This window comes from Rhizobium sp. N122, from assembly GCF_002211295.1.
Lineage (GTDB): Bacteria > Pseudomonadota > Alphaproteobacteria > Rhizobiales > Rhizobiaceae > Rhizobium.
Map to the genome: position 1 here is coordinate 39,711 of NZ_LOKU01000012.1, position 25,027 is coordinate 64,737.

A 25,027-nucleotide genomic window follows, 5' to 3' on the forward strand; every position below is an offset into this window, starting at 1 on the left:
TGAGCGAAGCGAATGCTCACACACCCGTCTTCTGGGAGGAAGATATGACATTGAGAACTTTTCTGCTGGGCGCCTGCTCAGCACTGGCGTTTGCCGGCATGGCTTCGGCCGAGACGCTGACAATCGCGACCGTGAACAACGGTGACATGATCCGGATGCAGAAGCTGACGGATGATTTCAAGGCGAAGAATCCCGGTATCGACCTCGAATGGGTTACCCTCGAAGAGAACGTGCTGCGCCAGAAGGTCACGACCGACATCGCCACCAAGGGCGGCCAGTACGACGTTCTGACGATCGGTACCTATGAGGTTCCGATCTGGGCAAAGCAGGGCTGGCTGCTGCCGCTCGACAATCTCGGCGCCAATTATGACGTCGACGACCTGCTGCCGGCGATCCGCAGCGGCCTGACCGTGGACGGCAAGCTCTATGCTGCGCCATTCTACGGCGAAAGTTCGATGGTGATGTACCGCAAGGACCTGTTCGACGCCGCCGGGCTGAAGATGCCCGACGCCCCGACCTGGGATTTCATCGCGGACGCAGCCCGCAAGGTCACCAACAAGGACAAGGAAATCTACGGCATCTGCCTGCGTGGAAAGGCCGGCTGGGGTGAGAATATGGCCTTCCTGACGGCCATGTCCAACTCCTTCGGCGCGCGCTGGTTCGACGAGAAGTGGAAGCCGCAGTTCGATCAGCCGGAGTGGAAGGACACGCTCGATTTCTACGTCAAGCTGATGAAGGATGCCGGCCCTCCGGGCGCTTCCTCCAACGGCTTCAACGAAAACCTGGCACTCTTCCAGACCGGCAAGTGCGGCATGTGGATCGACGCAACGGTTGCCGCTTCCTTCGTTGCCGATCCGAAGCAGTCGCAGGTCGCCGACAAGGTCGGCTTTGCGCTCGCCCCGGACAAGGGCCTCGGCAAGCGCGGCAACTGGCTCTGGGCCTGGAGCCTCGCCGTCCCGGCAGGGACGCAGAAGGCGGAAGCTGCCGAGAAGTTCGTCGCCTGGGCGACGAGCAAGGACTACAGCAATCTCGTCGCCGAGAAGGAAGGCTGGTTGAACGCACCTCCGGGCACCCGCAAGTCGCTCTATGCGAATGCGGACTACCAGAAGGCGGCGTCGTTTGCCAAGATGACGCTCGACTCGATCAACTCGGCCGACCCGACCAAGCCGACCGTCAAGCCGGTCCCCTATGTCGGCGTTCAGTTCGTGGCGATCCCGGAATTCCAGGGCATCGGCACGGCGGTGGGGCAGCAGTTCTCGGCAGCGCTTGCCGGCCAGATTTCGGTCGAGCAGGCCTTGCAGAGCGCACAGCAGCTGGCAACGCGTGAAATGACCAAGGCCGGCTACATTAAATAACTCCTCCTGAGCAAGAGGCGGATCCTTGACAATCCGCCCCTCTGGGCCGCCGATGCCCGAACTGCATCGGCGGCCGCTTTTTCAGATAAAGCTTTCCTGCGGCCGCTCCCCGCTTCAGATCAGATCGGTGATTGCCATGGCAACCTTACATACCCGCTCCGCAGCGCGCCTGATGATTGCGCCCTCCGTGCTGCTCCTCTTTGCATGGATGATCGTCCCGCTGGCGATGACGATCTATTTCTCGACGCTGAACTACAATCTGCTCAATCCCGGCATGGAAAGCTTCGTCGGCTTTCTGAATTACGAATATTTCCTGTCCGATCCGGCCTTCTTTGCCGCATTGGTCAATACGCTGCTGCTCGTCGCCGGCGTGTTGCTGATCACCGTCATCGGCGGCATCGCCTTTGCGCTGCTGCTCGATCAGCCGATGTATGGCCAGGGCATCGTGCGCATCCTCGTCATTGCGCCGTTCTTCGTCATGCCGACGGTGGCGGCGCTGGTGTGGAAGAACATGTTCATGAACCCGGTGAACGGCCTCTTCGCCCATCTTGCCAAGGCGCTCGGCCTGCAGCCGATCGACTGGCTGGCGAATGCGCCGCTGTTTTCCGTCATCCTCATCGTCGCCTGGCAATGGCTGCCCTTCGCCACCCTCATCATGCTGACCGCGCTGCAGTCGCTCGACGAGGAGCAGAAGGAGGCGGCCGAGATGGACGGCGCCGGGGCGATCTCGAAATTCATCTATATCATCCTGCCGCATATGGCCCGCGCCATCACCGTGGTGATCCTGATCCAGACGATTTTCCTGCTTTCGGTCTTCGCCGAAATCCTCGTCACCACCAACGGCGGACCGGGCACCGACAGCACCAACCTCACCTATCTCGTCTATGCCCAGGCGCTCCTGCAGTTCGACATCGGCGGCGCATCGGCGGGCGGTATCGTCGCGGTTGTGCTGGCCAATATCGTTGCGATCTTCCTCGTGCGCCTCGTCGGCAAGAATCTGGAGGCTTGAGATGGCCAGAAAAGTCACAACCCGACGCAAGGTCATCGTCACCGCGATTGCCTGGACGCTCGGCATCCTGATCTTCTTCCCGATCCTGTGGACGTTCCTCACCAGCTTCAAGTCGGAAGCCGACGCCATCGCCTCGCCGCCGCAGTTCCTGTTCTTCCACTGGACGTCGGAGAACTATGCGGAGGTGCAAAGTCGGTCGAACTATCTCAGCCACTTCATGAACTCGGTGATCATTTCCTTCGGCTCGACGCTGATCGGCCTGATCATCGCCATCCCGGCCGCCTGGGCGATGGCGTTTTCGCCGACCAAGCGAACCAAGGACGTGCTGATGTGGATGCTGTCGACCAAGATGATGCCGCCGGTGGGCGCGCTGATCCCGATCTATCTGCTGTTCCGCAATTCCGGCCTGCTCGACACGCGCACCGGGCTCGTCATCGTGCTGACGCTGATCAACCTGCCGATCATCGTCTGGATGCTCTACACCTATTTCAAGGAAATCCCCGGCGAGATCCTCGAGGCGGCCCGCATGGACGGGGCGTCGCTGATGAAGGAGATCGTCTACGTGCTGACGCCCATGGCGGTGCCCGGCATCGCCTCGACGCTGCTTTTGAACATCATCCTTGCCTGGAACGAGGCTTTCTGGACCCTCAATCTCACCGCCTCGAAGGCGGCGCCGCTGACGGCCTTCATTGCTTCCTATTCCAGCCCGGAGGGCCTGTTCTACGCCAAGCTCTCGGCGGCCTCGACCATGGCGATCGCGCCGATCCTGATCCTCGGCTGGTTCAGCCAGAAACAACTCGTCCGCGGCCTGACCTTCGGCGCTGTGAAATAAAGATAAAGGGAGACAAACATGGGCAGCATTACCCTTCAGAAGGTTTCCAAGGTCTTCGGCGAAGCCAAGGTCATCCCTTCGATCGATCTCGATATCAGGGACGGCGAATTCGTTGTCTTCGTCGGCCCGTCGGGCTGCGGCAAGTCCACGCTGCTGCGACTGATTGCCGGGCTCGAGGATGTCTCCGGCGGCAAGATCGTCATCGACGGCCGGGACGCCACCGAAAAGGCGCCGTCGGAACGCGGCCTTGCCATGGTGTTCCAGTCCTATGCGCTCTATCCGCATATGAGCGTGCGCAACAACATCGCCTTCCCGCTGAAGATGGCGGGCGTCGACAAGGCGGAGATCGACCGCAAAGTGACGGATGCGGCCCGCGTGCTGAACCTGACCGATTATCTCGAACGCAAGCCGCGCCAGCTTTCCGGCGGCCAGCGCCAGCGCGTCGCAATCGGCCGCGCCATCGTCCGCCAGCCTTCGGCCTTTCTGTTCGACGAGCCGCTGTCAAACCTCGACGCGGCGCTGCGCGTCAACATGCGCCTTGAAATCAGCGAGCTGCACCAGCAGCTGAAGACGACGATGGTCTACGTCACTCACGACCAGGTCGAGGCGATGACCATGGCCGACAAGATCGTCGTCCTGAACCGGGGCAATATCGAGCAGGTCGGCTCGCCGCTGGAACTCTACAGCCGCCCGCGCAACCTTTTCGTCGCCGGCTTCATCGGCTCGCCGAAGATGAATTTCATCAAGGGCCAGAACGCCGCCCAGCTCGGCGCCCATACGATCGGCATCCGTCCCGAACATGTGCTGTTGTCGATGGAGAGCGGCGACTGGAAGGGCCGGGTCGTGGTCGCCGAACACCTCGGCTCCGACACCTTCCTGCATATCGATGCCGAGGAGATCGGCATGGTGACGGCGCGCGGCAGCGGCGATTTTGCCGCCAAGGCGGGCGATACCGTCTACCTGACGCCGGACCGTTCGCGCATTCACAAATTCAACGAGGGCGGCCTTGCCATCTGAGGCAGGCGGCCGGCTGGGGGCAGGCATGCGAGCCGGGCGATGGCGTCCGGCCGTCTCGGCAAGACCTTCAAGAGGACTGGAACATGACGTGCAAACTATCGCTGGCAACGCTTTCGGACGCGGCGCGCACCGCCGCCATACCCGGATATGACAGGGCGTCGCTGAAAGCCGGCATCGTGCACTTCGGCGTCGGCAATTTCCACCGCGCCCACCAGGCTATCTATCTCGACGATCTCTTCAACACCGGCGCGGATCACGACTGGGCGATTATCGGCGCCGGCGTGCTGCCGTCGGACGCCGCCATGCGCGAAAAACTTGCGGCCCAGGATTTCCTGACGACGGTGGTCGAGCAGGACAACAACAAGACCGCGGCGCGGGTCACTGCGCCGATGATCGACATCCTGCCGGTCGGCGACCCCGCCGCCATCATCGCTAGGCTTGCCGACCCCGAAATCCGCATCGTCTCGCTGACGATCACCGAGGGCGGTTATTTCATCGATGCATCGGGCACCTTCAATCCGGCCCATCCGGCGATTGCCGCCGACGGAGACAATCCCAACGCGCCGAAGACGGTCTTCGGCCTGATCGTCGCCGGCCTGAAGGCGCGTCGGGAAAAGGGCATCGGTCCGTTCACCGTCATGTCCTGCGACAACATTCCCCATAACGGCACCGTCACGGCAAATGCCGTGGTCGGCACGGCGGCGCTTTCGGATCCAGGTTTTGCCGATTGGATCCGGACGAATGTCGCCTTCCCGAACGCGATGGTCGACCGCATCACGCCGGCAACCGGGCAGCGCGAGATCGATTTCCTCAGGGACCATTTCGAGATCGAGGACAATTGGCCAGTCTATTGTGAGGAATTCAAGCAGTGGGTGCTCGAGGACAAGTTCACCGCCGGCCGCCCGGCACTGGAAAAGGTCGGCGTCACCTTCGTTCCCGACGTCACGCCCTATGAGCATATGAAGATCCGCATTCTCAACGGCGGGCATGCGGCGATCGCCTATCCGGCGGCGCTGATGGACATTCATTTCGTGCACGATTCCATGGAGGATCCGCTCATCCGTGCCTTCCTGGCGAAGCTCGAGAACGACGAGATAATTCCGATCGTGCCGCCGGTGCCGAACACCTCGCTGACCGATTACTTCGCGCTGATCGAACATCGGCTGCTCAATCCGAAGATTGCCGACACCATTCCGCGCCTGGCTCAGGACGGATCGAACCGCCAGCCGAAATTCATCCTGCCGTCGACGCTCGACAATCTCCGCCAGGGCCGGGATGTCGTCGGCTTGGCGCTGGTTTCGGCCCTCTGGTGCCGTTATTTCGCCGGCAAGACCGACAGCGGCAAGGATATCGTCTTCAACGACGCCAGTGCCGAGCGCCTGCATGCGGCGGCTGTGAAGGCCAAGGACGATCCGTCGGCCTTCCTCGTCTTCGACGACATCTTCGGCGACGTGGCGAAATCCGATCTTTTCCGCAAGCGTTTCGCCCATGCTCTCAAAACCCTGTGGGAAAAGGGCACGCGAGAGACGCTGCAGCTCTATCTCGACGGCAAGCTCGCGGTGTAGGGAATCCGGATGGCGGCATTGATTGCCGCCTTCTCTCCCGTCTCGCGAGGAAAGCGGGACGGTCGGGCGTGCGAAATTGAACTCAGGTTGGGTCCTCCATGGCTGATGCTGAACCACGGCTGATCATCTTCGATTGCGACGGAGTGCTCGTCGACAGCGAGCCGATCTCGATCAGCGTGCTGGTTGCGGCGATGAACGATCTCGGCGTCTCGATCACCGAGGGCCAGGCTTATGAGCGTTTTCTCGGCCGCAGCCTGTCGACCCTCATCGATACGCTGGAAACCGAATTCAACGTCCATGCCGGGGAAGAATTCCTCGAGCGCATCCGCACCGATCTCTACAGCCGGTTTCGCACCGAACTGAAACCGATCGAAGGTATTGCCGCGACGATCGATGGGCTCGGCGTTCGCTGCTGCGTCGCCTCCTCAAGCCAGATGGAGCGAATTCGGCTGTCGCTGTCCGTCACCGGACTTCTCGACAGACTGCCCGACATCTTCAGCGCGACGATGGTCAAGCGCGGCAAACCGGCGCCCGATCTTTTCCTGCATGCGGCGCGCGAAATGCAGGTGGAGCCTGCGCATTGCATTGTCGTCGAGGACAGCCCGGCCGGCATTGCCGCCGCCAAGGCGGCAGGTATGACGGTCTTCGCCTTCACCGGCGGCTCGCATGCCAACTTCGCCGGATATCGTGCCGAACTCGACCGGCTTTCGCCGGAAGTGGTGTTTGACGCCATGCCCGAATTGATCCACCTTGTCCGCAACCATAAGCTGGACGGGATCAAGATTTGATGCGGGATCATGTGGTTGCGGTGGATGTCGGCACCGGCAGTGCGCGCGCCGGCGTCTTCGATGCCCGCGGCCGCCTGCTCGCCAAGGCCGAACATCCGATCGTGATGAACCGGCCGCGCGAGAACCATGCCGAACACGATTCCGAGGATATCTGGTCCGCCGCCTGCACGGCGGTGAAGAGGGCGATGGAGCAGTCCGGCATTGCCGCCGCCTCGGTCGGGGCGATCGGCTTCGACGCCACCTGCTCGCTTGTCGTGCGTGACGTCGAAGGCCGGCAGCTCAGCGTTTCCACCGGCGGCGAAAGGCGTTTCGACACAATCGTCTGGCTCGATCACCGGGCGCTGAAGGAAGCCGATTTCTGCACGGCGACGGAGCACGCGGTGCTCGAACATTCCGGGCATGTCATGTCGCCTGAAATGGAGATGCCGAAGCTGATGTGGCTGAAAAAGAAGCTGCCCTCCACATGGGAAAGGGCCGGATACTTCTTCGATCTCGCCGACTTCATGACGTGGAAATCAACCGGATCGGCTGCCCGCTCTCGCTGCACGCTGACGGCGAAATGGAATTATCTCGCCCATCTCGAAAAGGGCTGGCAGCAGGAGTTCCTGGAGCGCATCGGCCTCGAGGACCTTCAGGCGCGCGGCCAGCTGCCGGACGAGACGGTGCCGGTCGGCGGCAGCGTCGGCCGGCTGACGCCCGGTGCGGCGGAGGCGCTGGGGCTGACCACGGACTGCCATGTCTCGGCCGGGATGATCGACGCCTATGCCGGCGCGCTCGGCGCACTCGGGGGTTATGCCGCCGATCCAGCGAAGCGCGAGCACCAACTGGCGCTGATCGCCGGCACGTCGAGCTGTGTCGTCACCTTCTCCAGGCAGCGCAAGCCGAGCCATGGCATGTGGGGCCCCTATTACGAAGCGGTCTTCCCGCAATCCTGGCTGGTGGAGGCCGGGCAATCGGCGACCGGCGCACTGCTCGACCATATCGTGCGCATGCATGCCGCCGGCGGCGAGCCGACGGCTGCGCTGCATCAGAGGATCGTCGCGCGCATCGCCGAATTGCGGGCCGAAGAGGGCGATGCCTTCGGGGCGCGGATTTTCGTGCTGCCGGATTTCCATGGCAACCGCTCGCCGCTCGCCGATCCGCACGCCGTCGGCGTCATCAGCGGGCTGAGCCTCGATACATCCTTCGATGGTCTCTGCACGCTCTACTGGCGCACTGCCGTGGCGATTGCGCTCGGCATCCGCCATATACTGGAAATGATGAGGGAATACGGCTACGTGCCCGATACGCTGCATATTGCCGGCGGGCATGTGAAGAACCCGGTGCTGATGGAGCTCTACAGCGATGCCACCGGCTGCAAGGTTGTGGTGCCGACAATGAACGAAGCTGTGCTGCTCGGCACGGCGATCGCCGCATCCGTCGCCTGCGGCTTGCACGGAGATCTGGGGGCGGCCGGCGAAGCGATGTATCCGGGTGGCGATGAACGGCTTCCCGACAAGGCAAAACAGGCGCTCTACGACCGCGACTACCGCCGTCTACTCGCCATGCACCGGCACCGCGCCGAGCTTGAGACAATGCAGTAACGGTTCAGTGGTTCGCCGCCTCGCCGAGGACGGTCGCGAATTCCATCATGCGGCGGCGGCGAAGAGCGGCCTCTTCTCCGACTTCGAGGATGACCGATTCCGACAGACAATCGAGCAGCGCGATCAGCGGCGGCAGATTGTCGAGATCGGGGGCGCGGGCGGGCGGCAGGGGCAGCATGACGTTCGACTGGTCCGCCATCCAGTCCGCCTGCTGCGGTGAAATGAGCACGACCTTATAGCCGTAGCGCCGCGCGGTCCGGGCAAGCAGCCGGGCCTTGGCGAAGCGGCGACAATCGATGATGACGAGCAGCGCGTCGTCGACCGCCAGCCTTGCGAAGAGCTCGGCAAAACGGTTGTCGGCGCCGTCGAGTGTGCGCACGCCGTCGCGGGCTTGCGTTAGCCGCTGGCAGAAATGATGGGCAAGGCTCGCAAGCCGGGCGTGCGTGGCGATCGACACTTCGCGGGCGGTGCTGATCAGATTGACGGCTTCGGACCAGTGCGGCTGCGCCGTCAGATGATAGATATGGTGGAGCGCCTGGATCTGTTCGGCAACCAGCACGGCGAGCGGTTTGCCCTCGGCGGCGTCCTGATGCAACTCGCTCATGGCGCTCTGCAGTTGCGCCGGCGATGTCGTCACGGTCTCGCGAATTTCCACTTTGACGCTGTCCAATCCCTGATAGCCGAGCGCGCGCAGGAAGCGCCCGACGGTCATCGGCGACAGATCCAGCCTGTCGGCGACTGATGCAGCCGTCTCGAACGGCAGGTCGTTCAGGTGTTCGGTGAAATATTTCGCGATACGGCGTTCGGCCGGTGTGCCGGTTTTTGCGTATTGCCTGAGTTTTTGGACAAAGTCTTCCACATCAGCCTCCCCCGTTTTACCTCAGAGGCGTTCCGTGGATGCGCTGTTGCGACCCCTTGTCTTTGCAACTATTTCGGAAGCTGCTTCTCAGGCCCATGCATATTGATAGGCGACAATACTATATTAGCATTTAATTTTCGACAAGTTTTCTATTACCGCATGCAATTTTATTCTCTCTTGTCGGTGGCATCAATCTTTCCTACATCTTCCGCGCAACCGGAGACGCCTGAGACATGATCCTTGACGCCGCTCGACTATCGCTGACCAATTTGCTCGCGCCGGAAACGCGCTCGGTCTTCTGGAAAGTGCTCGGCCTGACGATTCTCGTGCTGGCCGGACTCTGGTTCGCGTTGCGCGGGGCCTTCATGGCTTTCCTCTTTCCCTGGCTCACCAGCTTCTTTCCCGATCTGCCGGATTGGGCGGGATGGCTCGCCCTGGTTTTTACAATCCTTGCCGGTATCGGCCTTGCGCTGATGCTGGCGTTGCTGCTTTCGCCGGTCACGGCGCTGATCGCCGGCCTGTTTCTCGACGATGTCGCCGATGTCATCGAAAAACGCGATTACCCCAGGGATGCGGCGGGCACCGCCATGCCGCTCGGCCCGGCGATCTCAAGCTCGATCAAGTTCCTCGGCGTGGTGATCCTCGGCAATATCGTCGCGCTGCTGCTGCTGTTCATTCCCGGCGTCAATCTGGTCGCCTTCTTTCTGGTCAACGGCTATCTGCTCGGACGGGAATTTTTCGAATTCGCCGCCATGCGCTTCCGTTCGCCTGAGGAGGCGCGGCTCTTCCGCGCCAAGCACGCCTCCACCGTCTTTCTCGGCGGGCTGGTGATTGCGCTGTTTCTGACGATCCCCTTCGTCAATCTTCTGACGCCGCTCTTTGCCGCCGGCATGATGGTGCATCTGCACAAGACGATTTCCGCACGCGACGCCGGCTTTCGGGGGTGAGTTCAGCCGGGCAGGGCGGCGGCGGCGTACATCGCTGCGAATTCGGCGCTCGGCGGAATCGGCGTAATGATATCGATCAGCACCCCGTTCGGATCGGCGGTGATGAAATGCCGCTGGCCGAAATCCTCATCGCGGAGCTCTCGCAGAATTGGCAGGCCGGCGCTCCGGCAGGTTTCGTAGACCCGGTCGACATCCTCGACCTCGAAATTGAGCAGCAGGCCGGAGATCCTGCCGCGGGCCACGGCCGGGATAGTCTCGTGGCTGCCGTCTAGGATGGCGAGCGCTATGTGCTCTGCCTCGGCCGATTGCAGATGAACGTACCAATCGCTTTCGAACAGTGCCCGAAAGCCGAAGTGGCTGCTGTAAAAGGCGGCGGTGCCCGAAACATCGTCCGTCATGATCACCGGATAATAGCTGGTTGATTTCATGTCCCGCTCCCTTTCTATTTTACATACAGGTTGTATGTTTTTAGCTATTAACATACATGCAGTTTGTATGTAAATAGACCCATGAGCCGGAGTAATCGCGAGAGAACGGAACAGACGAGGCAGGCGCTGATCGATGCCGGCCGGCGTCTCTTTGTCGAGAAGGGTTATGCCGACACGGCGACGCCGGAGATCGTCACCGCCGCAGGGGTGACGCGTGGGGCGCTTTACCATCATTTCGAGGACAAGAGGGCGCTCTTCCGCGCGGTGATCACGGGCGAGATGCAAGAGGTAGCCAAGACAATCGAGGCGTCTTCAGCGTCGGAGGATGGGCCGCGCGACGCGCTGATTGCCGGCGCTTCGGCCTATTTCACCGCAATGGCGCAGCCCGGGCGAACGCGGCTGCTGCTGATGGAAGCGCCCGCCGTGCTCGGCTTGCCGGCGACTGCAGCACTGGATGCCGAGAATGCGGAGGCGAGTTTGCGTAGAGGACTTGCAGCGCTGATGCCCGCGGCAGGAAGCCTGCTCGAGCCGCTGACATTGCTGCTGTCGGCCGCCTTCGACCGTGCGGCGATCGCGATCGAAGCGGGCGGGAAGAGGCGGGATTACGAGCAGGCGATTGCAGCCTTACTCGACGGCCTCACCGATCACCTGCGGCGGTAGCTCGACGAGTGGGGCCGGCACATCCCAACTTTTCTCCGGCGACTTGCAGAGATCGGCGATAACACAGCGCTCGCATTCGGGGCGGCGCGCCTTGCAGGTATAGCGCCCGTGCAGGATCAGCCAGTGATGGGCGTGATAGAGATAATGTTGCGGAATCACCTTCATCAGCCGCGCCTCGACCTCGTCAGGCGTCTTGCCGGGGGCAAGCCGGATGCGATTGGCGATGCGGAAGATGTGCGTATCGACAGCCATCGTCGCCTGGCCGAAGGCCATTGAGAGTACGACATTGGCGGTCTTGCGGCCGACGCCCGGCAATTTCACCAGTTCCTCGCGCGTCTCCGGCACCTTGCCGGCGAAATCGTCGACCAGCATCTGCGAGAGTGCGATGACGTTTTTCGCCTTGTTGCGATAGAGGCCGATCGTCTTGATGTAATCGCGCAGCCGCTCCTCGCCGAGATCGAGCATCTTTTCCGGCGTATCTGCCACTTTGAAGAGCGCGCGCGTCGCCTTGTTGACGCCGACATCGGTCGCCTGCGCCGACAGGGCGACGGCGACGACGAGGGTAAAGGGATTGCTGTGCTCGAGCTCGCCCCTCGGTTCCGGCCGCTGCACCGAAAAGCGGCGGAAGATCTCCTCGCGCTCGGCCAGCGAATAAGCGGTCTTCACCGCCGCCGCCGGCTTGCGACGGGCGATCACATTCGAGTTTTGCGATGATTTGGTTGCGGATTTAAGTTTCGGATTCGCCATGGGGAATCTATACTCACCAGCTATGATGGAAAGCAACGCCGACAGCTCCAGCGAGCAGCCTGTTTTCGCCGCCGAGCTCTTCCCCCATCGGTCACTCGGCCGCCGGGGCTTCAGGGTGCTGCTTATCCTGTCCGGTGCCGTCTGCTTCCTCTACGGCATGTTCTTCGTCGCCACCGGCGCCTGGCCGATCGGCTTCTTCTTCGGGCTGGACTTCGCCCTGCTCTACGGCGCCTTCTGGCTGAGCTACCGCTCCGGCAGGGTGCGCGAGGAGGTGACGGTGTCGCGCACCGACGTTTCGGTGCGCAAGTTCACGCCATCGGGAAGGATGGTCGAGCATCACTTCAACCCGTTCTGGGCGCGCTTTCGCGTTCGCCGACACCAGGAGATCGGCATCCTTTCCATGCAGATCTTCGGAGAGGGCCGGCGCACCGATATCGGTTCCTTCCTCAATCCCGACGATCGCGAAAGTTTCGCCAAGGCCTTCAAGGGGGCGCTCGCCACGGTTAAACAGCGTATCTGAGCCTATCCGCCGGGTGCGCAAGAAACGGGTGGTTTGCGAAGACCCTATTGATTATCTCCTTGTGACAAGGAGAAAGACGATGAATATGATTGCGAACCTGCAAACAGACATCACGCCTGACGGCCCTGATTACGACATTGTCCGCCGGGTGATCGAACTCATTACCGAGGATTATCGCGACCAGCCTTCGCTGGAGGCGATCGCGGCGCGGCTCAACCAGTCGCCGACACAGCTACAGAAGACCTTCACCCGCTGGGCCGGCCTGTCGCCCAAGGGCTTCCTGCAGGCGGTGACGCTCGACCATGCCAAGCGGCTGCTGCGCAAGGAAGACATGCCGCTGCTGGAGACCTCGATCGAGGTCGGCCTCTCCGGGCCGAGCCGGCTGCACGATCTCTTCGTTACCCATGAGGCGATGTCGCCTGGCGAATGGAAGGCGAAGGGCGGCGGTCTCACCATCCGCTACGGCTTCCACATCTGCCCCTTCGGCATCGCGCTGATCATGGTGACCGATCGCGGCCTTGCCGGCCTTGCCTTCAGCGATTCCGGCGACGAGAAAGCCTGCCTCGAGGATATGACCTGCCGTTGGCCGAATGCCCAATATGTCGAGGACCTGCAGGCGACGGTTCCCTATGCCGCCCGCATCTTCGAGCCCGGCAAATGGTCCTCGGAACAGCCGCTGCGGGTCGTGCTGATCGGCACGGATTTCCAGGTCAGCGTCTGGCAAAGCCTGATGAAAATCCCGTTCGGCAAGGCGGTCACCTATTCCGATATCGCCAAGGATATCGGCCGGCCGACGGCGCAGCGCGCCGTGGGGGCGGCGGTCGGGGCCAACCCGATCTCCTTCGTGGTGCCATGCCACCGGGCAGTCGGCAAGAACGGCGCGCTGACCGGTTATCATTGGGGGCTCACCCGCAAGCGCGCGATGCTTGGCTGGGAATCGGCGCACGCCTGATAGGGGATTCCCCAGCAGGGTCCGAAGGATGGGGGCTGGGCAGCAAGGCGTTCATCGCGTGTCGCTCCGACCGTTCGCGCCAGGGTCGCTCGCCCCTCATCGCCTCGCTATCGCTCCGGCGCTTGTCCCCGCTGGGGAGAAGGGGGATGCGGCGATGTCTCTGCCAGTTCCAGCAACGCCCGTGCGGCGCCCTCATCCGTGATCAGCGTGTTGCAGCCGATGCGCTTGATCGTCGCGCGGATGGCGACGGCGCGATGGGCGCCGCCGGAAGAGAGCACGATATGTTTAGCCTCCTTCAGCGTGTCGAGATCGACGGACATGACGCGCCGATTGATCGAATGGTCGACCGAATTGCCGTCCTCGTCGAGGAAGTTGAACATCGTGTCGCAGACGCAGCCGGCATCGATCAATTGCTGCAGCTCGGCCTTCGAGATCCAGCCCTCCGACAGCGAAGTCGAATGCGGGCCGATATCGCCGCAGCTGACGATCGCCAGATCGAGGCTCTCGGCGAGACGGTAGATCGTGTCGAGCCCGCATTTCTCGATCAGATTGCGCTTGGTCTCGATGGAATCGACGAGGAGCGGCGCCAGGAACATATAACATTCGGCGCCGAGCTGATTGGCCAGCCGCCATGTGTAATCGATCGGGTTCGTCTGATGGACGGCGACGATGCCGCCGAGCAGCGAGACGACCTTGCAATTGGCGCGGCGCGGCGGCCGGAAGCTCGACAGCGAGGCGGTCATCGTGCGGCCCCAGCCGACGCCGATGGTATAGTCGTCGGGGATGGCTTCGGAGAGGAACTGACCGAGCGCCAGGCCGACATTCCTGGCCAGCGCGTCGACGTCGCCATTGACCGGTGCCGGAACGACAATCGCTTCGTCGAGGCCATAGGCGCGCTCTAGTCTCACCGAAAGTTCGACGCAGTCGCCGATCGAATCGTTGATCCAGATCTGGACTTCGCTGCGCTTCATCGCCTCGTCGAGCAGGCGAATGACGGTGGTGCGGCTGATGCCGAGCTGTTCGGCGACGTCCTTCTGGGTCAGGCCTTCATTATAGTAGAGCCATGCCGCCCTCAGCCGCAGCGAAGACGCTTCGGAATAGGCCGTGTGTGTGCCGCGTTTGAGCTTGACCACATCTCCTCCAGCCGAATTTTTGCCCTAAATCCCTCTGGGGATGAACGGCTGCCACGGCGCGTTTGTTGGGGGGATAATGACGGGTGTGACACTTATGTCAATTGAAATGCACAAATGTCCTTGACTTTTCCGCAGGCGAACGGTGATAGTCCTGGCGACACGAAATCGTTCTGTCCGTCCGAGGAGGACATAGTGCGGGCATGCCGAAAGTCACGACCGGCCTTCCAGCCGCAGGCGGCATCGCCGGCGTTCAGCGTGCGGTTTGCCCGCGGGAACACGGCCACTGTCCTTCACGTTTATGAATCATCCGTGACGGATGCGCGCCTTTTCGCCTGCAGCATGCAGACAGCCTGTCGGTAGATCACCTTTGCCGGGCGGAACTCGCGCCGGTCGCAGCCCAAGTTCAACAAGGATTATTGACCATGACATCCAAGCTTGACCAACTCCGCGAGATTACCACCGTCGTCGCCGATACCGGCGACATCGAGGCCGTCGCCCGCCTGAAGCCCGTGGATTGCACGACGAACCCGAGCATCGTGCTGAAGGCGCTGGGCACGCCGATGTTTGCCGACGCCATCAAGGAAGCCGTCGCCTGGGGCAAGAAGCAGGGCGGCAATTCCGAAGCCGTGTCTTCGGCCGTCGCCGATCGACTCGCCATCTCGGTCGGCGCCGCGCTGGTGAAGCTCGTGCCTGGCCGTGTCTCGACCGAGGTCGACGCCGATCTGTCCTTCGACACCGAGGCTTCGCTTGCCAAGGCGCGGTCGATCATCGCCGCCTACAAGGACCGCGGCATCGATCAGGACCGCATCCTCATCAAGCTCGCTTCCACTTGGGAAGGCATCCGCGCCGCCGAAGTGCTGCAGAAGGAAGGCATCGACTGCAACCTGACGCTTCTCTTCAGCAAGGCGCAGGCGATTGCCTGCGCCGACGCGAAAGTGTTCCTGATCTCGCCCTTCGTCGGCCGCATTCTCGACTGGTACAAGAAATCAACCGGTAAGGACTACACGGCCGAGGAAGATCCGGGCGTCATCTCCGTCCGTGAAATCTACAACTACTACAAGGCGAACGATATCAAGACGATCGTCATGGGCGCCTCCTTCCGCAGTGCCGGCGAAATCGAAGCCCTTGCCGGCTGCGACCGTCTGACCATCAGCCCGAACCTGCTCGACGAGCTCGCCAAGGATGAAGGCAAGCTGGAGCGCAAGCTCTCGCCGGAGAGCCGCAAGCCGGATCCAAAGGTCTCTGTCGACGAGAAGACCTTCCGCTGGCTGATGAACGAAGACGCGATGGCGACGGAAAAACTCGCCGAAGGCATTCGCGCTTTCGCCAAGGATCTCGGAACATTGCGCACCATGGTGCAGAAGGAACTGCAGCTCGCCGCCGCCTGATAGAGCACGGCATGCGATCGAGGGCGCGGCTGCCGCTGGCAGGCGCGCCTTTTTCGTGCTGTTATCAAGGACATATGCTGTCGGAGACTGGTATGGCGGATGAGGAACGGGCAAAGTCGCTTGCGGCATTCGCCTATAAGCATGCGAGCTTCATCGTCGCCATCCTAGCCGGACTGGTGGTCTTCTTGGCTTTGACCTCGCGCGACGTTAGCGCCGGCAACATCTTGTTCGGCTGGAATGTCAGCGCCGGCGTTTTTGTCGCGCTCAGCTGGCGCAAGATGCTGCGGGCGACGGTTGAAGGCATCCGGAAACGCTCCGCGGATCTCGATTTCTCCGACACCGTCCTTTTGGCGCTTTCGATCGGTGCAGCACTTGCCAGCATCGCCGGTATCGGCATCGAGCTTCATTCGATCAAGGAAGCAACATCTGACGTCGCGCTGGCGCGCGCAGGGGCCGCGGTGCTGACGATCCTGATCTCCTGGATCTTTCTGCACACGCTCTTCACCATCCACTATGCCCATTATTTTTATGGCGGTGCGGACGAGGGCGGCCTCAAGTTTCCTGACGGGATCGAAGAGCCCGGCTACTGGGATTTTCTCTATTTCTCCTTCACCATCGGCGTTGCCGCGCAGACGGCGGATATTGCGGTCAGTTCGACCAGCATGCGCAAGCTGACGCTGCTGCATGCCGTGCTGTCGTTCCTGTTCAATACGACGATCCTGGCGCTGGCGATCAATGTCGGGGCGAGCCTGCTATAATGCGCGCTATCGCAGCGCCGCGGGGTCAGGGCCAGAGAGCCATCACAATCGAAAAGCGGCAGGGACGATAGTTGAACGCAGGAGGGTACGATGGAAAGCGCCTCAAGCCGGCCCGGGCCGGCCGATGTCATTCTTCTCCTGGGCAGGCTTCTGCTGTCGCTGATCTTCCTGCATGAAGGCTGGTCGCTGGCGACGAATATCACCGCGACCATCGACACTTTCGCAGAACTGGGGCTTTCGGCGCCGGTTGCCTTTGCCACCATTGCCCTTCAGATCGGCGCCGGCCTTTCACTCGCGACGGGTTTCCTCAGCCGGCTGGGTGCATTCGCATTGGCACTCTTCTGCCTGGCGACCGCCTTGCTCTTTCACACGAATTTCGCGAGCCAGAACGAACTCCTGCATTTCGAGAAAGACCTGGCGATTGCCGGGGGCATGTTCGTGCTGGCGGCGTCCGGCGCCGGATCGATATCGATCGACAATCTGCTTCAAAAGCGAACAAACAGACTGCATCCCTGGCTGCGGGCGGTGCTCTCCTGAAAAGCCAGGATATCCGGCCGATTGCGGCTAGCGCTTCCGCCGATCTCACCTTCTGTTAGAAGCACCTGCTCATAGGATCGCCTGTCCGGCCATCAGCGCAAGGACGAGGAAGATCAGGAAGATCACCAGCGCGATGCCGAAGAGAACCCGGGCAATGGTCGCGGTGGCCGCGGAGACGCCGGAAAAACCGAAGAAGCCGGCGACGATCGAAATGACGAAAAATATCAGAGCCCATTTCAGCATGACATCATCCTTTGCTTTTGCCTGAGAAGACGCAGCAACCGGGAAATTGTTCCGGATCGCTTCGGATGAGACGGCATTACGGGCTCTGCCAACGAGGCCAATGATCCGGAGCGGCTGTGGGCATTTCCCCTTGGTCTCCCCGACGGCGCCTCCCCGGATCATTCTTTCTCGCCGCTCAGCCGTGATTGATCATCACGTGGCGCACCGCGGTGTAATCCTCGAGCGCATAGGCCGACATGTCCTTGCCGTAGCCGGACTGTTTGAGGCCGCCATGCGGCATCTCGTTGGCCAGCATGAAATGCGTGTTGATCCAGGTGCAGCCATATTGCAGCCGCGCGGCGGTCTTCATGCCGCGGCCGATATCCTTGGTCCAGACGGAGGAGGCCAGGCCGTAATCGCTGTCGTTTGCCCAGGCAACGGCATCGTCGGCATCGGAGAAGCGAGTGACCGAGACGACCGGTCCGAAGACCTCGCGGCGGACGATCTCGTCGTCCTGCAGCGCGCCTGCTATGACGGTCGGCGTGAAGAAGAAACCCTTGTCGCCGGAGACCTTGCCGCCGGTGGTGACCTCCATGTGCTTGTGTTCCGAGGCGCGGGCGACGAAGCTTTCGACGCGGTCGCGCTGGCGCCTGGAGATCAACGGGCCAATTTCGTTTTCGGTGTCGTCGGCCTGGTTGAAGCGGATGCTTGCGACGGCCGAGGAGAGATCGGCGACAAAATTGTCGTAGACCCTGGCGTCGGCGTAGATCCGGCAGGCGGCGGTGCAGTCCTGGCCGGCATTGTAATAGCCGAAGGTGCGGATGCCCGAGACGACGGCGTCGACATCGGCATCGTCGAAGACGATGACCGGGGCCTTGCCGCCGAGTTCCAGATGGGTGCGCTTGACCGTCTTGGCGGCGGCCTGCAGCACCTTCTTGCCGGTGGCAACATCGCCGGTGATCGAGATCATGCCGATCTTGGCATGATTGATGAGCGCGTTGCCGACGCTTTCGCCGCGGCCGAGGATGACGTTGACGACGCCTTCAGGCAGGATGTCGGAAAGCAGCTTCGCCATCTTCAGCGCCGTCAGCGGCGTCTGCTCCGACGGCTTGAAGACGACGGTATTGCCGCCGGCGATTGCCGGCGCCAGCTTCCAGGCCATCATCATCAGCGGATAGTTCCACGGCGCGATCGAGCCGACTACGCCGATCGGATCGCGGCGGATCATCGAGGTGTGGCCGGGCAGATATTCGCCGGCGGCCGGTGCGTGCAGGTTGCGCACGGCGCCGGCGAAGAAGCGATAACAATCGACGATCGCCGGGATTTCGTCGTTCAGCACGGCATTGATCGGCTTGCCGCAATTCAAAGCCTCGAGCGTGGCGAAGCTTGCGGCATCCTTCTCGATGGCATCGGCGATCTTCAGCAGGTAACCGGAGCGTTCGCCCGGCGTCGTCTGCGACCAGCCTGCGAAGGCTTTTTCGGCGGCATCGACGGCGGCGTCGATCTGGGACAGCGAGGCTTCGGGAAGGTCGATCACCGTCTCGCCGGTCTTCGGGTTCAGGATGTGCTCTTCCGTCTCCGTGCCCTTTTCGAAGCGCGAACCGATCAGCATCTGGGTATCCATGATGTTCTCCCTGTTATTTGCCGCCGCCGGCGATCTGGTCGCCGTCGCGGGTGAGGTAATAGGCTGCCAGAATCGGCAGGAAGGTGACGAGCACCACGACCATGGCAACCACATTGGTGACCGGGCGCTGGCGCGGGCGGATGAGTTCTTCGAGCATCCAGATCGGCAAGGTCGATTGCTGGCCGCCGGTGAAGGTGGTGACGATGACCTCGTCGAAGGACAGCGCGAAAGCCAGCATGCCGCCGGCGAGAAGGGCGGTGCCGATATTCGGCAGGATGACATGACGGAAGGTCTGGAAGCCGTCGGCGCCGAGATCCATCGACGCCTCGATCAGCGAACCGGAGGTGCGGCGGAAGCGCGCGACCGCATTGTTGTAGACGACGACGACGCAGAAGGTGGCGTGGCCGAGCACGATGGTCCAGACCGAAAACGGGACGTCGAACAGGCTGAAGGCAGAGCGCAGCGCAATGCCGGTGATGATGCCGGGAAGGGCAATCGGCAGGATGACCAGCAGCGAGATCGCCTCGCGGCCGAAGAATTTCGTCTGGCTGACGGCCGCCGCGCAGAGCGTGCCGAGAATGAGCGCGATCGCCGTGGCAATGACGGCCACCTGCACGGACAGGCCAAGCGCCGACCAGACATCCGGCCGGTCCCAGGCGACGGCGAACCATTGCAGCGTCAGGCCGGGCGGCGGCCATTGATAGCTCTTTTCCTCGGTGGTGAAGGCATAGACGAAGATCAGCAGGATCGGCAGGTGCAGGAAGAGCAGCCCACCGGCGGCGGCGATCTTCAACGGCAGCTGCGATCTCTTGAGGTCAGAGCGCATCGAAGGCCCCCAGTTTTTTGGCGAGCGACAGATAAAGCGCCATGATGACGATCGGCACGACGGAGAAGGCGGCGGCCAGCGGCACGTTGCCGGCGGTTCCCTGCTGGGCGTAGACGGCCTGGCCGATGAAGAGCCTCGACGAGCCGATGATCTGCGGGATGATGTAATCGCCCAATGTCAGCGAGAAGGTGAAGATCGAACCGGCAACGATGCCGGGCAGCGCCAGAGGCAGAAGCACGGTGCGGAAGGTCTGGCGCGGCGTGGCGCCGAGATCGGCCGAGGCCTCGATGAGGTTGCCGGGCACCCGCTCGAGGGCCGCCTGGGTCGGCAGGATCATGTAGGGCAGCCAGATATAGACGAAGACGATGAAGGTGCCGAGATAGCTGACGGACAGCGAATTGCCGCCGACGACGGGCAGATTGAGGATTCCGTCGAGCAGCCAGGCGAGATGGAGCTTCTCGAAAATCCAGGTCAGGATGCCTTCCTTGGCGAGGATCAGCTTCCAGGCGTAGATCTTGACGAGGTAGCTCGACCAGAGCGGCAGCATGACGCCGAGGTAGAAGAGCGCCTTCCATTTGCCCTGTGCATAGCGCGCCGCGTAATAGGCGATCGGAAAGGCAATCAGCGCGGAAGCCACCGTGACCAGCGCGGCCATGACGACGGTGCGGATGATGATGTCGAAATTCGTCGGGCTCAGCAGCTGGGCGTAGGTCGCAAGGGTGAATTCGTAATTCACCAGCCCGGAAAAATCGTCGATCGAGAAGAAACTCTGCAGCAGCAGGGCGATCAGCGAGCCGATATAGATGATGCCGAGCCAGAGCAGCGGCGGCGTCAGCATCAGGAAGAGCAAGAGCTTCGGGTGCCGCCAGAACGTATCCGACAGCCGGCCGAAGAACCCGCCGCGCCCCGGACGGATCGATGTCTTGCCGCTGGACAGGGTGAGCGTCGTCATGCCGCATCGTCCATGTAGTGGATATCGGCCGGCTGCCAGGCGAGGCGGATGCCGGCGCCGAGGTCAGGCACCGGCGCGCCGGCCGGCAGCATGACATGCAGCCGGCTGCCCTTGAGATCGACGCTGAGACGGGTGGCGGCGCCGAGGAAGCTTGCATTTTCGATCGTTGCCTCGACGCCGTCGCTTACCAGGCGGATCGCCTCGGGGCGCAGGCTCGCCCAGCGTTTCTCGCCGCCGAGCGAGGCCATCAGATCCGGCGCGATCACATTCGACGAGCCGACGAAATCGGCGACGAAACGGGTCTTCGGGCGGCGGTAAATATCTTGCGGCGTGCCTTCCTGGACGATGTTGCCATTGTTGAAGACGGCGACACGATCGGCCATGGACAGCGCCTCGCCCTGATCATGCGTGACGAAGACGAAGGTGATGCCGAGCGCGCGTTGCAGGCTCTTCAATTCCTCCTGCATCTGCTCGCGCAGCTTCAGGTCCAGCGCGCCGAGCGGCTCGTCGAGCAGCAACACTTTCGGTTTGTTGACGAGGGCGCGGGCGAGCGCCACACGCTGCCGCTGGCCGCCGGACAGCTGACCGGGGCGGCGGGCGCCGTAGCCCGGCAGCTTGACAAGGTCGAGCGCCTCGCCGGCCGCCTTCATCCGTTCCGCCTTGCCGACGCCCTTGACCATCAGCCCGTAGGCGACATTGTCGAGGATGTTGAGATGTGGGAAGAGCGCGTAGTCCTGGAACACGGTGTTGACGTTGCGGCGATAGGGCGGGATGCCGTCGGCCGTCTCGCCGAAGATCTGGATATGGCCGGCACTCGGCTGCTCGAAGCCGGCGATCAATCTCAGACATGTCGTCTTGCCGGAGCCGGATGGACCGAGCATGGCGAAGAATTCGCCCGGCGCGATCTCGAGATCGACGCCATCGACGGCGCGAACCTGGCCGAAATGGCGCGATACCTGCTGGAAACGGACGGCTGATGTCATTGGGGGACTCCGGGTCTTGCATGTTCACAGAGGGCTTCGGTCCGGGCTTAAAAGAGACCCCGCCCCAGACCCCTCCCCACAAGGGGAGGGGCTTAACCTGCCGCACCCTCGCGAAGAATTCGGCGTTCGGAGAGGGAGTGAGACGGTGCCATTTATAGCCCCTCCCCCTTGTGGGGAGGGGTTGGGGCGGGGTCTTCAACCACACAAGCCGACTTGCAATTACCGCCCGCCGATCACGCCGATATAGTCCGACACCCAGCGATGGTACGGCACGCATTCGCTCTGCGTTGTGCATTTGGCGACCGGGGTCTTCCAGAACTTGATCTTATCGAAGTGATCGAAGCCGTTGGTGGCGCAGCCGGCATCACCCATGAGTTCGTTGCCCTTGCAGGCGGCGGGAACGGAGGGCACGGCGCCGAACCAGGCGGCGGCGTCGCCCTGGACCTTGGGCTGTAGCGAATGTTCCATCCACATATAGGCGCAGTTCGGATGTTCGCTGTCGGCGTGCAGCATGGTAGTGTCGGCCCAGCCGGTTACGCCCTCCTCAGGGAAGGTGGAGGCGATCTTCTGCTTGTCGGCCTGCAGCAGATTGACCTGGAACGGCCAGGAGCCGGAGGCGACAACGCCCTCGTTCTTGAAGTCGTCGATCTGGATCATCGCGTCGTGCCAATAGCGCGAGACCAGCTTGCGCTGGCCGCGCAGCAGGTCGAGGGCGGCCTTGTACTGATCTTCGGTCAGTTCATAGGGGTCCTTGATGCCGAGATCCGGCTTGTGGGCCATCAGATAGAGGGCGGCGTCGGCAATATAGATCGCACCGTCATAGGCCTGGACGCGGCCCTTGTTCGACTTGCCGTCGGGCAGGGTCTGCTCCTCAAAGACGACGTTCCAGCTGGTCGGCGCCTTGTCCTTGAAGGCGTCGGTGTTGTACATCAGTACATTCGGCCCCCAGAGGTAGGGCACGCCATAATGCACGTCGCCGACCGTATACCACGGGCCTTTCTGCAGCCGCTCGTCGACCGTCTTGAAGCTCGGGATCAGATCGGTGTTGATCGGCTGGACACGCTTGCCGGCGATGAGGCGAAGCGAGGCGTCGCCCGATGCCGTGACGAGATCGAAGCCGCCCTCGTTCATCAGCGAGACCATTTCATCCGAGGTGGCGGCGGTCTTGACGGAAACCTTGCAGCCGGTCTCCTTTTCGAAGCCGGTGACCCAGTCGTAATTCTTGTCGGTTTCGCCGCGTTCGATATAGCCGGCCCAGGCGACGATGCTGACCGCTCCTTCGCCCTTGCCGAGCGCCTTCAGCGGTTCGGCGGCGATCACCTGTGTCGCGAAGCTCAGGCAGGCGAGTCCTGCCGTGCAGGATTTCAAGAGATGCGTCATCATCCGTCTCCCGGTCTTGCCACTTTCCGTGGCGGTTTGTTCCCGGATGAAAAGGTGACGCGAAAAGCCCGCTTTCGCAAATTCATTTATCAGAAAGGCGTTATCGGAAATTCCGATATCAGCGGATGCGGCCTGAGCGCAGACTTTCGGCAATGCCGACGAAATCGCGGGCCGCCTGCGGCAGGCTGGAGCCCTTGCGCCAGACCATGCCGACCTGGACGACCGGCAGTGAGCCGGAAACGTCGCGGCTCTCGATGCGGTCGCCTTCCAGCGACCACGGGCGGTAGACGAGATCGGGCAGCAGCGCCACGCCAGCGCCTGTCGCCACCAGGCTGCGTACCGCTTCCACCGAGCGGGTGCGGAAGGCGACATGCGGGCGGGCGCCGAGCGCCGAGAGCAGTTTGCCGGTATTCTCCTCGATTTCGTCGACCGTCAGCATGATCAGCGGCTCGCGGGCGATGTCGGCGACCGAGATGATGTCGGCCGACACCAGTGGATGGCCCATCGGCAGCCAGAGCCGATAGGGCGAGGTTTCGAGGATCTCGGCCTGCAGCGCCATGCGGTCGCGCAGGTTCGAGATTACCATGACAGCGACGTCGAGTTCGCCGCCGACCAGGAGATGCTCGAGATAACCGCCATTGTCCTCGATGGCGCTGACCTCGATTCCAGGGCAGGCGCGCCGGTATCGCGCCAGGAGATCGGAGAGCACGTAGCCGGCGACGAGCGAGGTGACGCCGATGTTGAGTGTGCCGGAAAGCGCGCTTTGCTGGCCGGAGAAGCTGGTGCGCGCATCGGAGACGGAGGCGAGGATCTTCGTCGCGTGACGAAGGAATTGATGGCCATTGTGAGTGATGCTCAGGCCGCGCGGATGGCGCTCGAACAGCGCCACGCCGAGGTCGGTTTCGAGCTCTTTCAGCGCTTCCGTCACCGAGGATTGCGAGATCGACAGGTTCTGTGCAGCGCGCGTTACCGATCCTTGTTCGGCGACGGCGACAAAATATTGAACCTGGCGAAGGGTGAAGGCCATCAGCGTTTAGAGCATGGCGGAACAGGCCGTGGCAAGCGCTCGGAAAATGCGGACCTTTTTTGGTGTTTTTTCAAAATGGTGCAGGCTTCGCACGCCCACTTAAACTTTCAGAAACGTCATTTCCTTAGCATTATCAGCACTTGTCCTGCGTTGGAGTTTCAGATGGCGGAGCAGTTGGCGTGAAGGCCTTACTGCGCATGTTCCGGCCTTCCCGGAAATTGGCAATCATCATCGGTGGAGTCGCTCTTCTGGCGGGCGTTTCCGGCGGCGCGGCCGTTTATGTCGGCAAGGACAGGCTGATGGGTGCCGCCGGTGGCGGTTCCGGGCTCGAATGCAGCGATGTTAATCTGGTGACGATCCGCAAGCAGAACCACATCTGGGTGCGCAAATACATCAAGACCGAACCGACCGACGGGATGACGCGCGTCAGGACCGCGCTTCGTGTCGCCCAGGCCGTTTATGCCGCGCAGAAGCCGGATCTGGTTCAGGTGGTGGTGCTCGACGAGAACGGCCCGACATTGCGCGCCGACATTCGCGGCCGGGCGATCGGCGCCGATGTCGTCTATATCCCGCATCCCGACAAGACCGTTCCCGGCCTCGACGACAAGTCCTACACGGCGCGCTACTATGACGGCAAGGCCAGCGAAAACGGGCTGTTCTTCGGCGAGCGGATCGATCTGCCGGTGGACGAGATCGCCATGATCAGCGCCGGTTTCGAGGATCCAGAGGATTGCGTCGACCCGGTCGCGGTCGGCTCGACGACAAACGCGGCAAAGGGCAAGGAAAAGAAGCCCGCCGGCGGCGCCCATGGCGCAGCGCCGGCGGCTGAAGGTGAGCCCGCGCCCGCCGCCGAGAGCGCCGGCGCCGATGTCGTGGCCGAATCGCCGGCCGAAGAGCCGCCGGAAACTGCGCCCACCAAGACACATTGACCAGAC

The 25,027-nt window shown here is 62.3% G+C and carries 26 protein-coding genes; 15 read left to right on the plus strand and 11 right to left on the minus strand.

All coding sequences use genetic code 11. The features are described from left to right. Positions 1 to 44: 44 nt before the first annotated feature. The 7 genes from ATY75_RS10595 (at position 45) to ATY75_RS10625 (ending at position 8,149) form a co-directional block, all read left to right on the plus strand. Entirely contained in the window at positions 45 to 1,355 is a 1,311-nt protein-coding gene (locus ATY75_RS10595) for a sugar ABC transporter substrate-binding protein (protein ID WP_064840800.1), read from the plus strand. A 136-nt stretch (positions 1,356 to 1,491) separates the two neighbouring features. Further along, complete coding sequence (locus ATY75_RS10600; protein WP_064841457.1) at positions 1,492 to 2,364, plus strand: sugar ABC transporter permease; 873 nt, start codon at positions 1,492 to 1,494, stop codon at positions 2,362 to 2,364. A 1-nt stretch (position 2,365) separates the two neighbouring features. Then, complete coding sequence (locus tag ATY75_RS10605) at positions 2,366 to 3,196, plus strand: carbohydrate ABC transporter permease (RefSeq protein ID WP_088937512.1); 831 nt, start codon at positions 2,366 to 2,368, stop codon at positions 3,194 to 3,196. 18 nt (positions 3,197 to 3,214) lie between these two features. Continuing rightward, positions 3,215 to 4,213 (plus strand): ABC transporter ATP-binding protein, encoded by a 999-nt coding sequence (locus tag ATY75_RS10610; protein WP_064840799.1) that lies wholly within the window; start codon positions 3,215 to 3,217, stop codon positions 4,211 to 4,213. An 83-nt stretch (positions 4,214 to 4,296) separates the two neighbouring features. Next, positions 4,297 to 5,778: a mannitol dehydrogenase family protein gene (locus ATY75_RS10615; protein WP_088937513.1), complete on the plus strand. Its 1,482-nt coding sequence runs from the start codon at positions 4,297 to 4,299 to the stop codon at positions 5,776 to 5,778. A gap of 98 nt (positions 5,779 to 5,876) precedes the next feature. Next, positions 5,877 to 6,566 (plus strand): HAD family hydrolase, encoded by a 690-nt coding sequence (locus tag ATY75_RS10620; RefSeq protein WP_088937514.1) that lies wholly within the window; start codon positions 5,877 to 5,879, stop codon positions 6,564 to 6,566. Further along, positions 6,566 to 8,149, plus strand: coding sequence for an FGGY-family carbohydrate kinase (locus ATY75_RS10625; protein ID WP_088937515.1), 1,584 nt, complete (start codon positions 6,566 to 6,568; stop codon positions 8,147 to 8,149). Before ATY75_RS10620 ends, ATY75_RS10625 begins: the two co-directional genes overlap by 1 nt. 4 nt (positions 8,150 to 8,153) lie before the next feature. Here ATY75_RS10625 and ATY75_RS10630 read toward each other — a convergent pair whose 3' ends face one another. Next, a complete protein-coding gene (locus ATY75_RS10630) occupies positions 8,154 to 9,008 on the minus strand; it encodes a MurR/RpiR family transcriptional regulator (protein ID WP_064840795.1) in 855 nt (284 codons plus the stop codon). Between the two features lie 233 nt (positions 9,009 to 9,241). Here ATY75_RS10630 and ATY75_RS10635 point away from each other — a divergent pair, with 233 nt between their 5' ends. Then, on the plus strand, positions 9,242 to 9,955 hold the full coding sequence (locus ATY75_RS10635; RefSeq protein ID WP_088937516.1) for a sulfate transporter family protein: 714 nt from the start codon (positions 9,242 to 9,244) through the stop codon (positions 9,953 to 9,955). Between the two features lie 2 nt (positions 9,956 to 9,957). Here the strand turns inward: ATY75_RS10635 and ATY75_RS10640 are convergent, their stop codons facing one another. Continuing rightward, the gene (locus ATY75_RS10640) at positions 9,958 to 10,383 is read right to left on the minus strand and encodes a VOC family protein (protein ID WP_088937517.1); all 426 of its coding nucleotides are present in this window, start codon (positions 10,381 to 10,383) and stop codon (positions 9,958 to 9,960) included. A gap of 81 nt (positions 10,384 to 10,464) precedes the next feature. Here ATY75_RS10640 and ATY75_RS10645 point away from each other — a divergent pair, with 81 nt between their 5' ends. Then, the gene (locus ATY75_RS10645; RefSeq protein ID WP_088937518.1) at positions 10,465 to 11,043 is read left to right on the plus strand and encodes a TetR family transcriptional regulator; all 579 of its coding nucleotides are present in this window, start codon (positions 10,465 to 10,467) and stop codon (positions 11,041 to 11,043) included. Here the strand turns inward: ATY75_RS10645 and nth are convergent. Then, positions 11,008 to 11,790 carry an endonuclease III gene (gene nth, locus ATY75_RS10650; protein ID WP_088937519.1) on the minus strand — a complete coding sequence of 261 codons (783 nt, stop codon included), beginning with the start codon at positions 11,788 to 11,790 and terminating at the stop codon, positions 11,008 to 11,010. The two genes, ATY75_RS10645 and nth, sit on opposite strands and share 36 nt — an antisense overlap. 22 nt (positions 11,791 to 11,812) lie before the next feature. Here nth and ATY75_RS10655 point away from each other — a divergent pair, with 22 nt between their 5' ends. Together ATY75_RS10655 and ATY75_RS10660 are read left to right on the plus strand one after the other, a co-directional pair. Further along, complete coding sequence (locus ATY75_RS10655; protein ID WP_088937520.1) at positions 11,813 to 12,310, plus strand: DUF2244 domain-containing protein; 498 nt, start codon at positions 11,813 to 11,815, stop codon at positions 12,308 to 12,310. Between the two features lie 79 nt (positions 12,311 to 12,389). After that, positions 12,390 to 13,262, plus strand: a complete 873-nt coding sequence (locus ATY75_RS10660) for a bifunctional helix-turn-helix domain-containing protein/methylated-DNA--[protein]-cysteine S-methyltransferase (protein ID WP_088937521.1) — start codon at positions 12,390 to 12,392, stop codon at positions 13,260 to 13,262. 107 nt (positions 13,263 to 13,369) lie between these two features. On the opposite strand, the gene ATY75_RS10665 is transcribed toward ATY75_RS10660, so the two are convergent. Then, positions 13,370 to 14,395 (minus strand): sugar-binding transcriptional regulator, encoded by a 1,026-nt coding sequence (locus tag ATY75_RS10665; protein WP_088937522.1) that lies wholly within the window; start codon positions 14,393 to 14,395, stop codon positions 13,370 to 13,372. Between the two features lie 422 nt (positions 14,396 to 14,817). Between ATY75_RS10665 and tal the strand changes: the two genes are divergently transcribed. From tal to ATY75_RS10680, 3 genes are all read left to right on the plus strand, one after another. Next, on the plus strand, positions 14,818 to 15,783 hold the full coding sequence (gene tal / locus ATY75_RS10670; RefSeq protein ID WP_088937523.1) for a transaldolase: 966 nt from the start codon (positions 14,818 to 14,820) through the stop codon (positions 15,781 to 15,783). 92 nt (positions 15,784 to 15,875) lie between these two features. Next, positions 15,876 to 16,541 (plus strand): DUF1345 domain-containing protein, encoded by a 666-nt coding sequence (locus ATY75_RS10675; protein ID WP_088937524.1) that lies wholly within the window; start codon positions 15,876 to 15,878, stop codon positions 16,539 to 16,541. Between the two features lie 90 nt (positions 16,542 to 16,631). Then, positions 16,632 to 17,078 carry a DoxX family protein gene (locus tag ATY75_RS10680; RefSeq protein ID WP_088937525.1) on the plus strand — a complete coding sequence of 149 codons (447 nt, stop codon included), beginning with the start codon at positions 16,632 to 16,634 and terminating at the stop codon, positions 17,076 to 17,078. Positions 17,079 to 17,147: 69 nt separating this feature from the next. Here ATY75_RS10680 and ATY75_RS10685 read toward each other — a convergent pair whose 3' ends face one another. From ATY75_RS10685 to ATY75_RS10715, 7 genes are all read right to left on the minus strand, one after another. Continuing rightward, complete coding sequence (locus tag ATY75_RS10685; protein WP_003566688.1) at positions 17,148 to 17,321, minus strand: DUF1328 domain-containing protein; 174 nt, start codon at positions 17,319 to 17,321, stop codon at positions 17,148 to 17,150. 175 nt (positions 17,322 to 17,496) lie between these two features. Continuing rightward, positions 17,497 to 18,924, minus strand: coding sequence for a gamma-aminobutyraldehyde dehydrogenase (locus ATY75_RS10690; RefSeq protein ID WP_088937526.1), 1,428 nt, complete (start codon positions 18,922 to 18,924; stop codon positions 17,497 to 17,499). Between the two features lie 13 nt (positions 18,925 to 18,937). Further along, positions 18,938 to 19,750 carry an ABC transporter permease gene (locus tag ATY75_RS10695; RefSeq protein ID WP_088937527.1) on the minus strand — a complete coding sequence of 271 codons (813 nt, stop codon included), beginning with the start codon at positions 19,748 to 19,750 and terminating at the stop codon, positions 18,938 to 18,940. Further along, positions 19,740 to 20,702 (minus strand): ABC transporter permease, encoded by a 963-nt coding sequence (locus ATY75_RS10700; protein WP_088937528.1) that lies wholly within the window; start codon positions 20,700 to 20,702, stop codon positions 19,740 to 19,742. Before ATY75_RS10700 ends, ATY75_RS10695 begins: the two co-directional genes overlap by 11 nt. Then, on the minus strand, positions 20,699 to 21,685 hold the full coding sequence (locus ATY75_RS10705) for an ABC transporter ATP-binding protein (RefSeq protein ID WP_088937529.1): 987 nt from the start codon (positions 21,683 to 21,685) through the stop codon (positions 20,699 to 20,701). The genes ATY75_RS10700 and ATY75_RS10705 overlap by 4 nt, the downstream gene beginning before the upstream one ends. Positions 21,686 to 21,904: 219 nt before the next feature. Further along, positions 21,905 to 23,065 carry an ABC transporter substrate-binding protein gene (locus ATY75_RS10710; protein WP_088937744.1) on the minus strand — a complete coding sequence of 387 codons (1,161 nt, stop codon included), beginning with the start codon at positions 23,063 to 23,065 and terminating at the stop codon, positions 21,905 to 21,907. Positions 23,066 to 23,183: 118 nt separating this feature from the next. Beyond that, positions 23,184 to 24,092 (minus strand): LysR family transcriptional regulator, encoded by a 909-nt coding sequence (locus ATY75_RS10715; RefSeq protein ID WP_064840780.1) that lies wholly within the window; start codon positions 24,090 to 24,092, stop codon positions 23,184 to 23,186. 179 nt (positions 24,093 to 24,271) lie between these two features. Here ATY75_RS10715 and ATY75_RS10720 point away from each other — a divergent pair, with 179 nt between their 5' ends. Continuing rightward, positions 24,272 to 25,021 carry a hypothetical protein gene (locus tag ATY75_RS10720; protein ID WP_088937530.1) on the plus strand — a complete coding sequence of 250 codons (750 nt, stop codon included), beginning with the start codon at positions 24,272 to 24,274 and terminating at the stop codon, positions 25,019 to 25,021. The last annotated feature ends 6 nt before the right edge of the window (positions 25,022 to 25,027 follow it).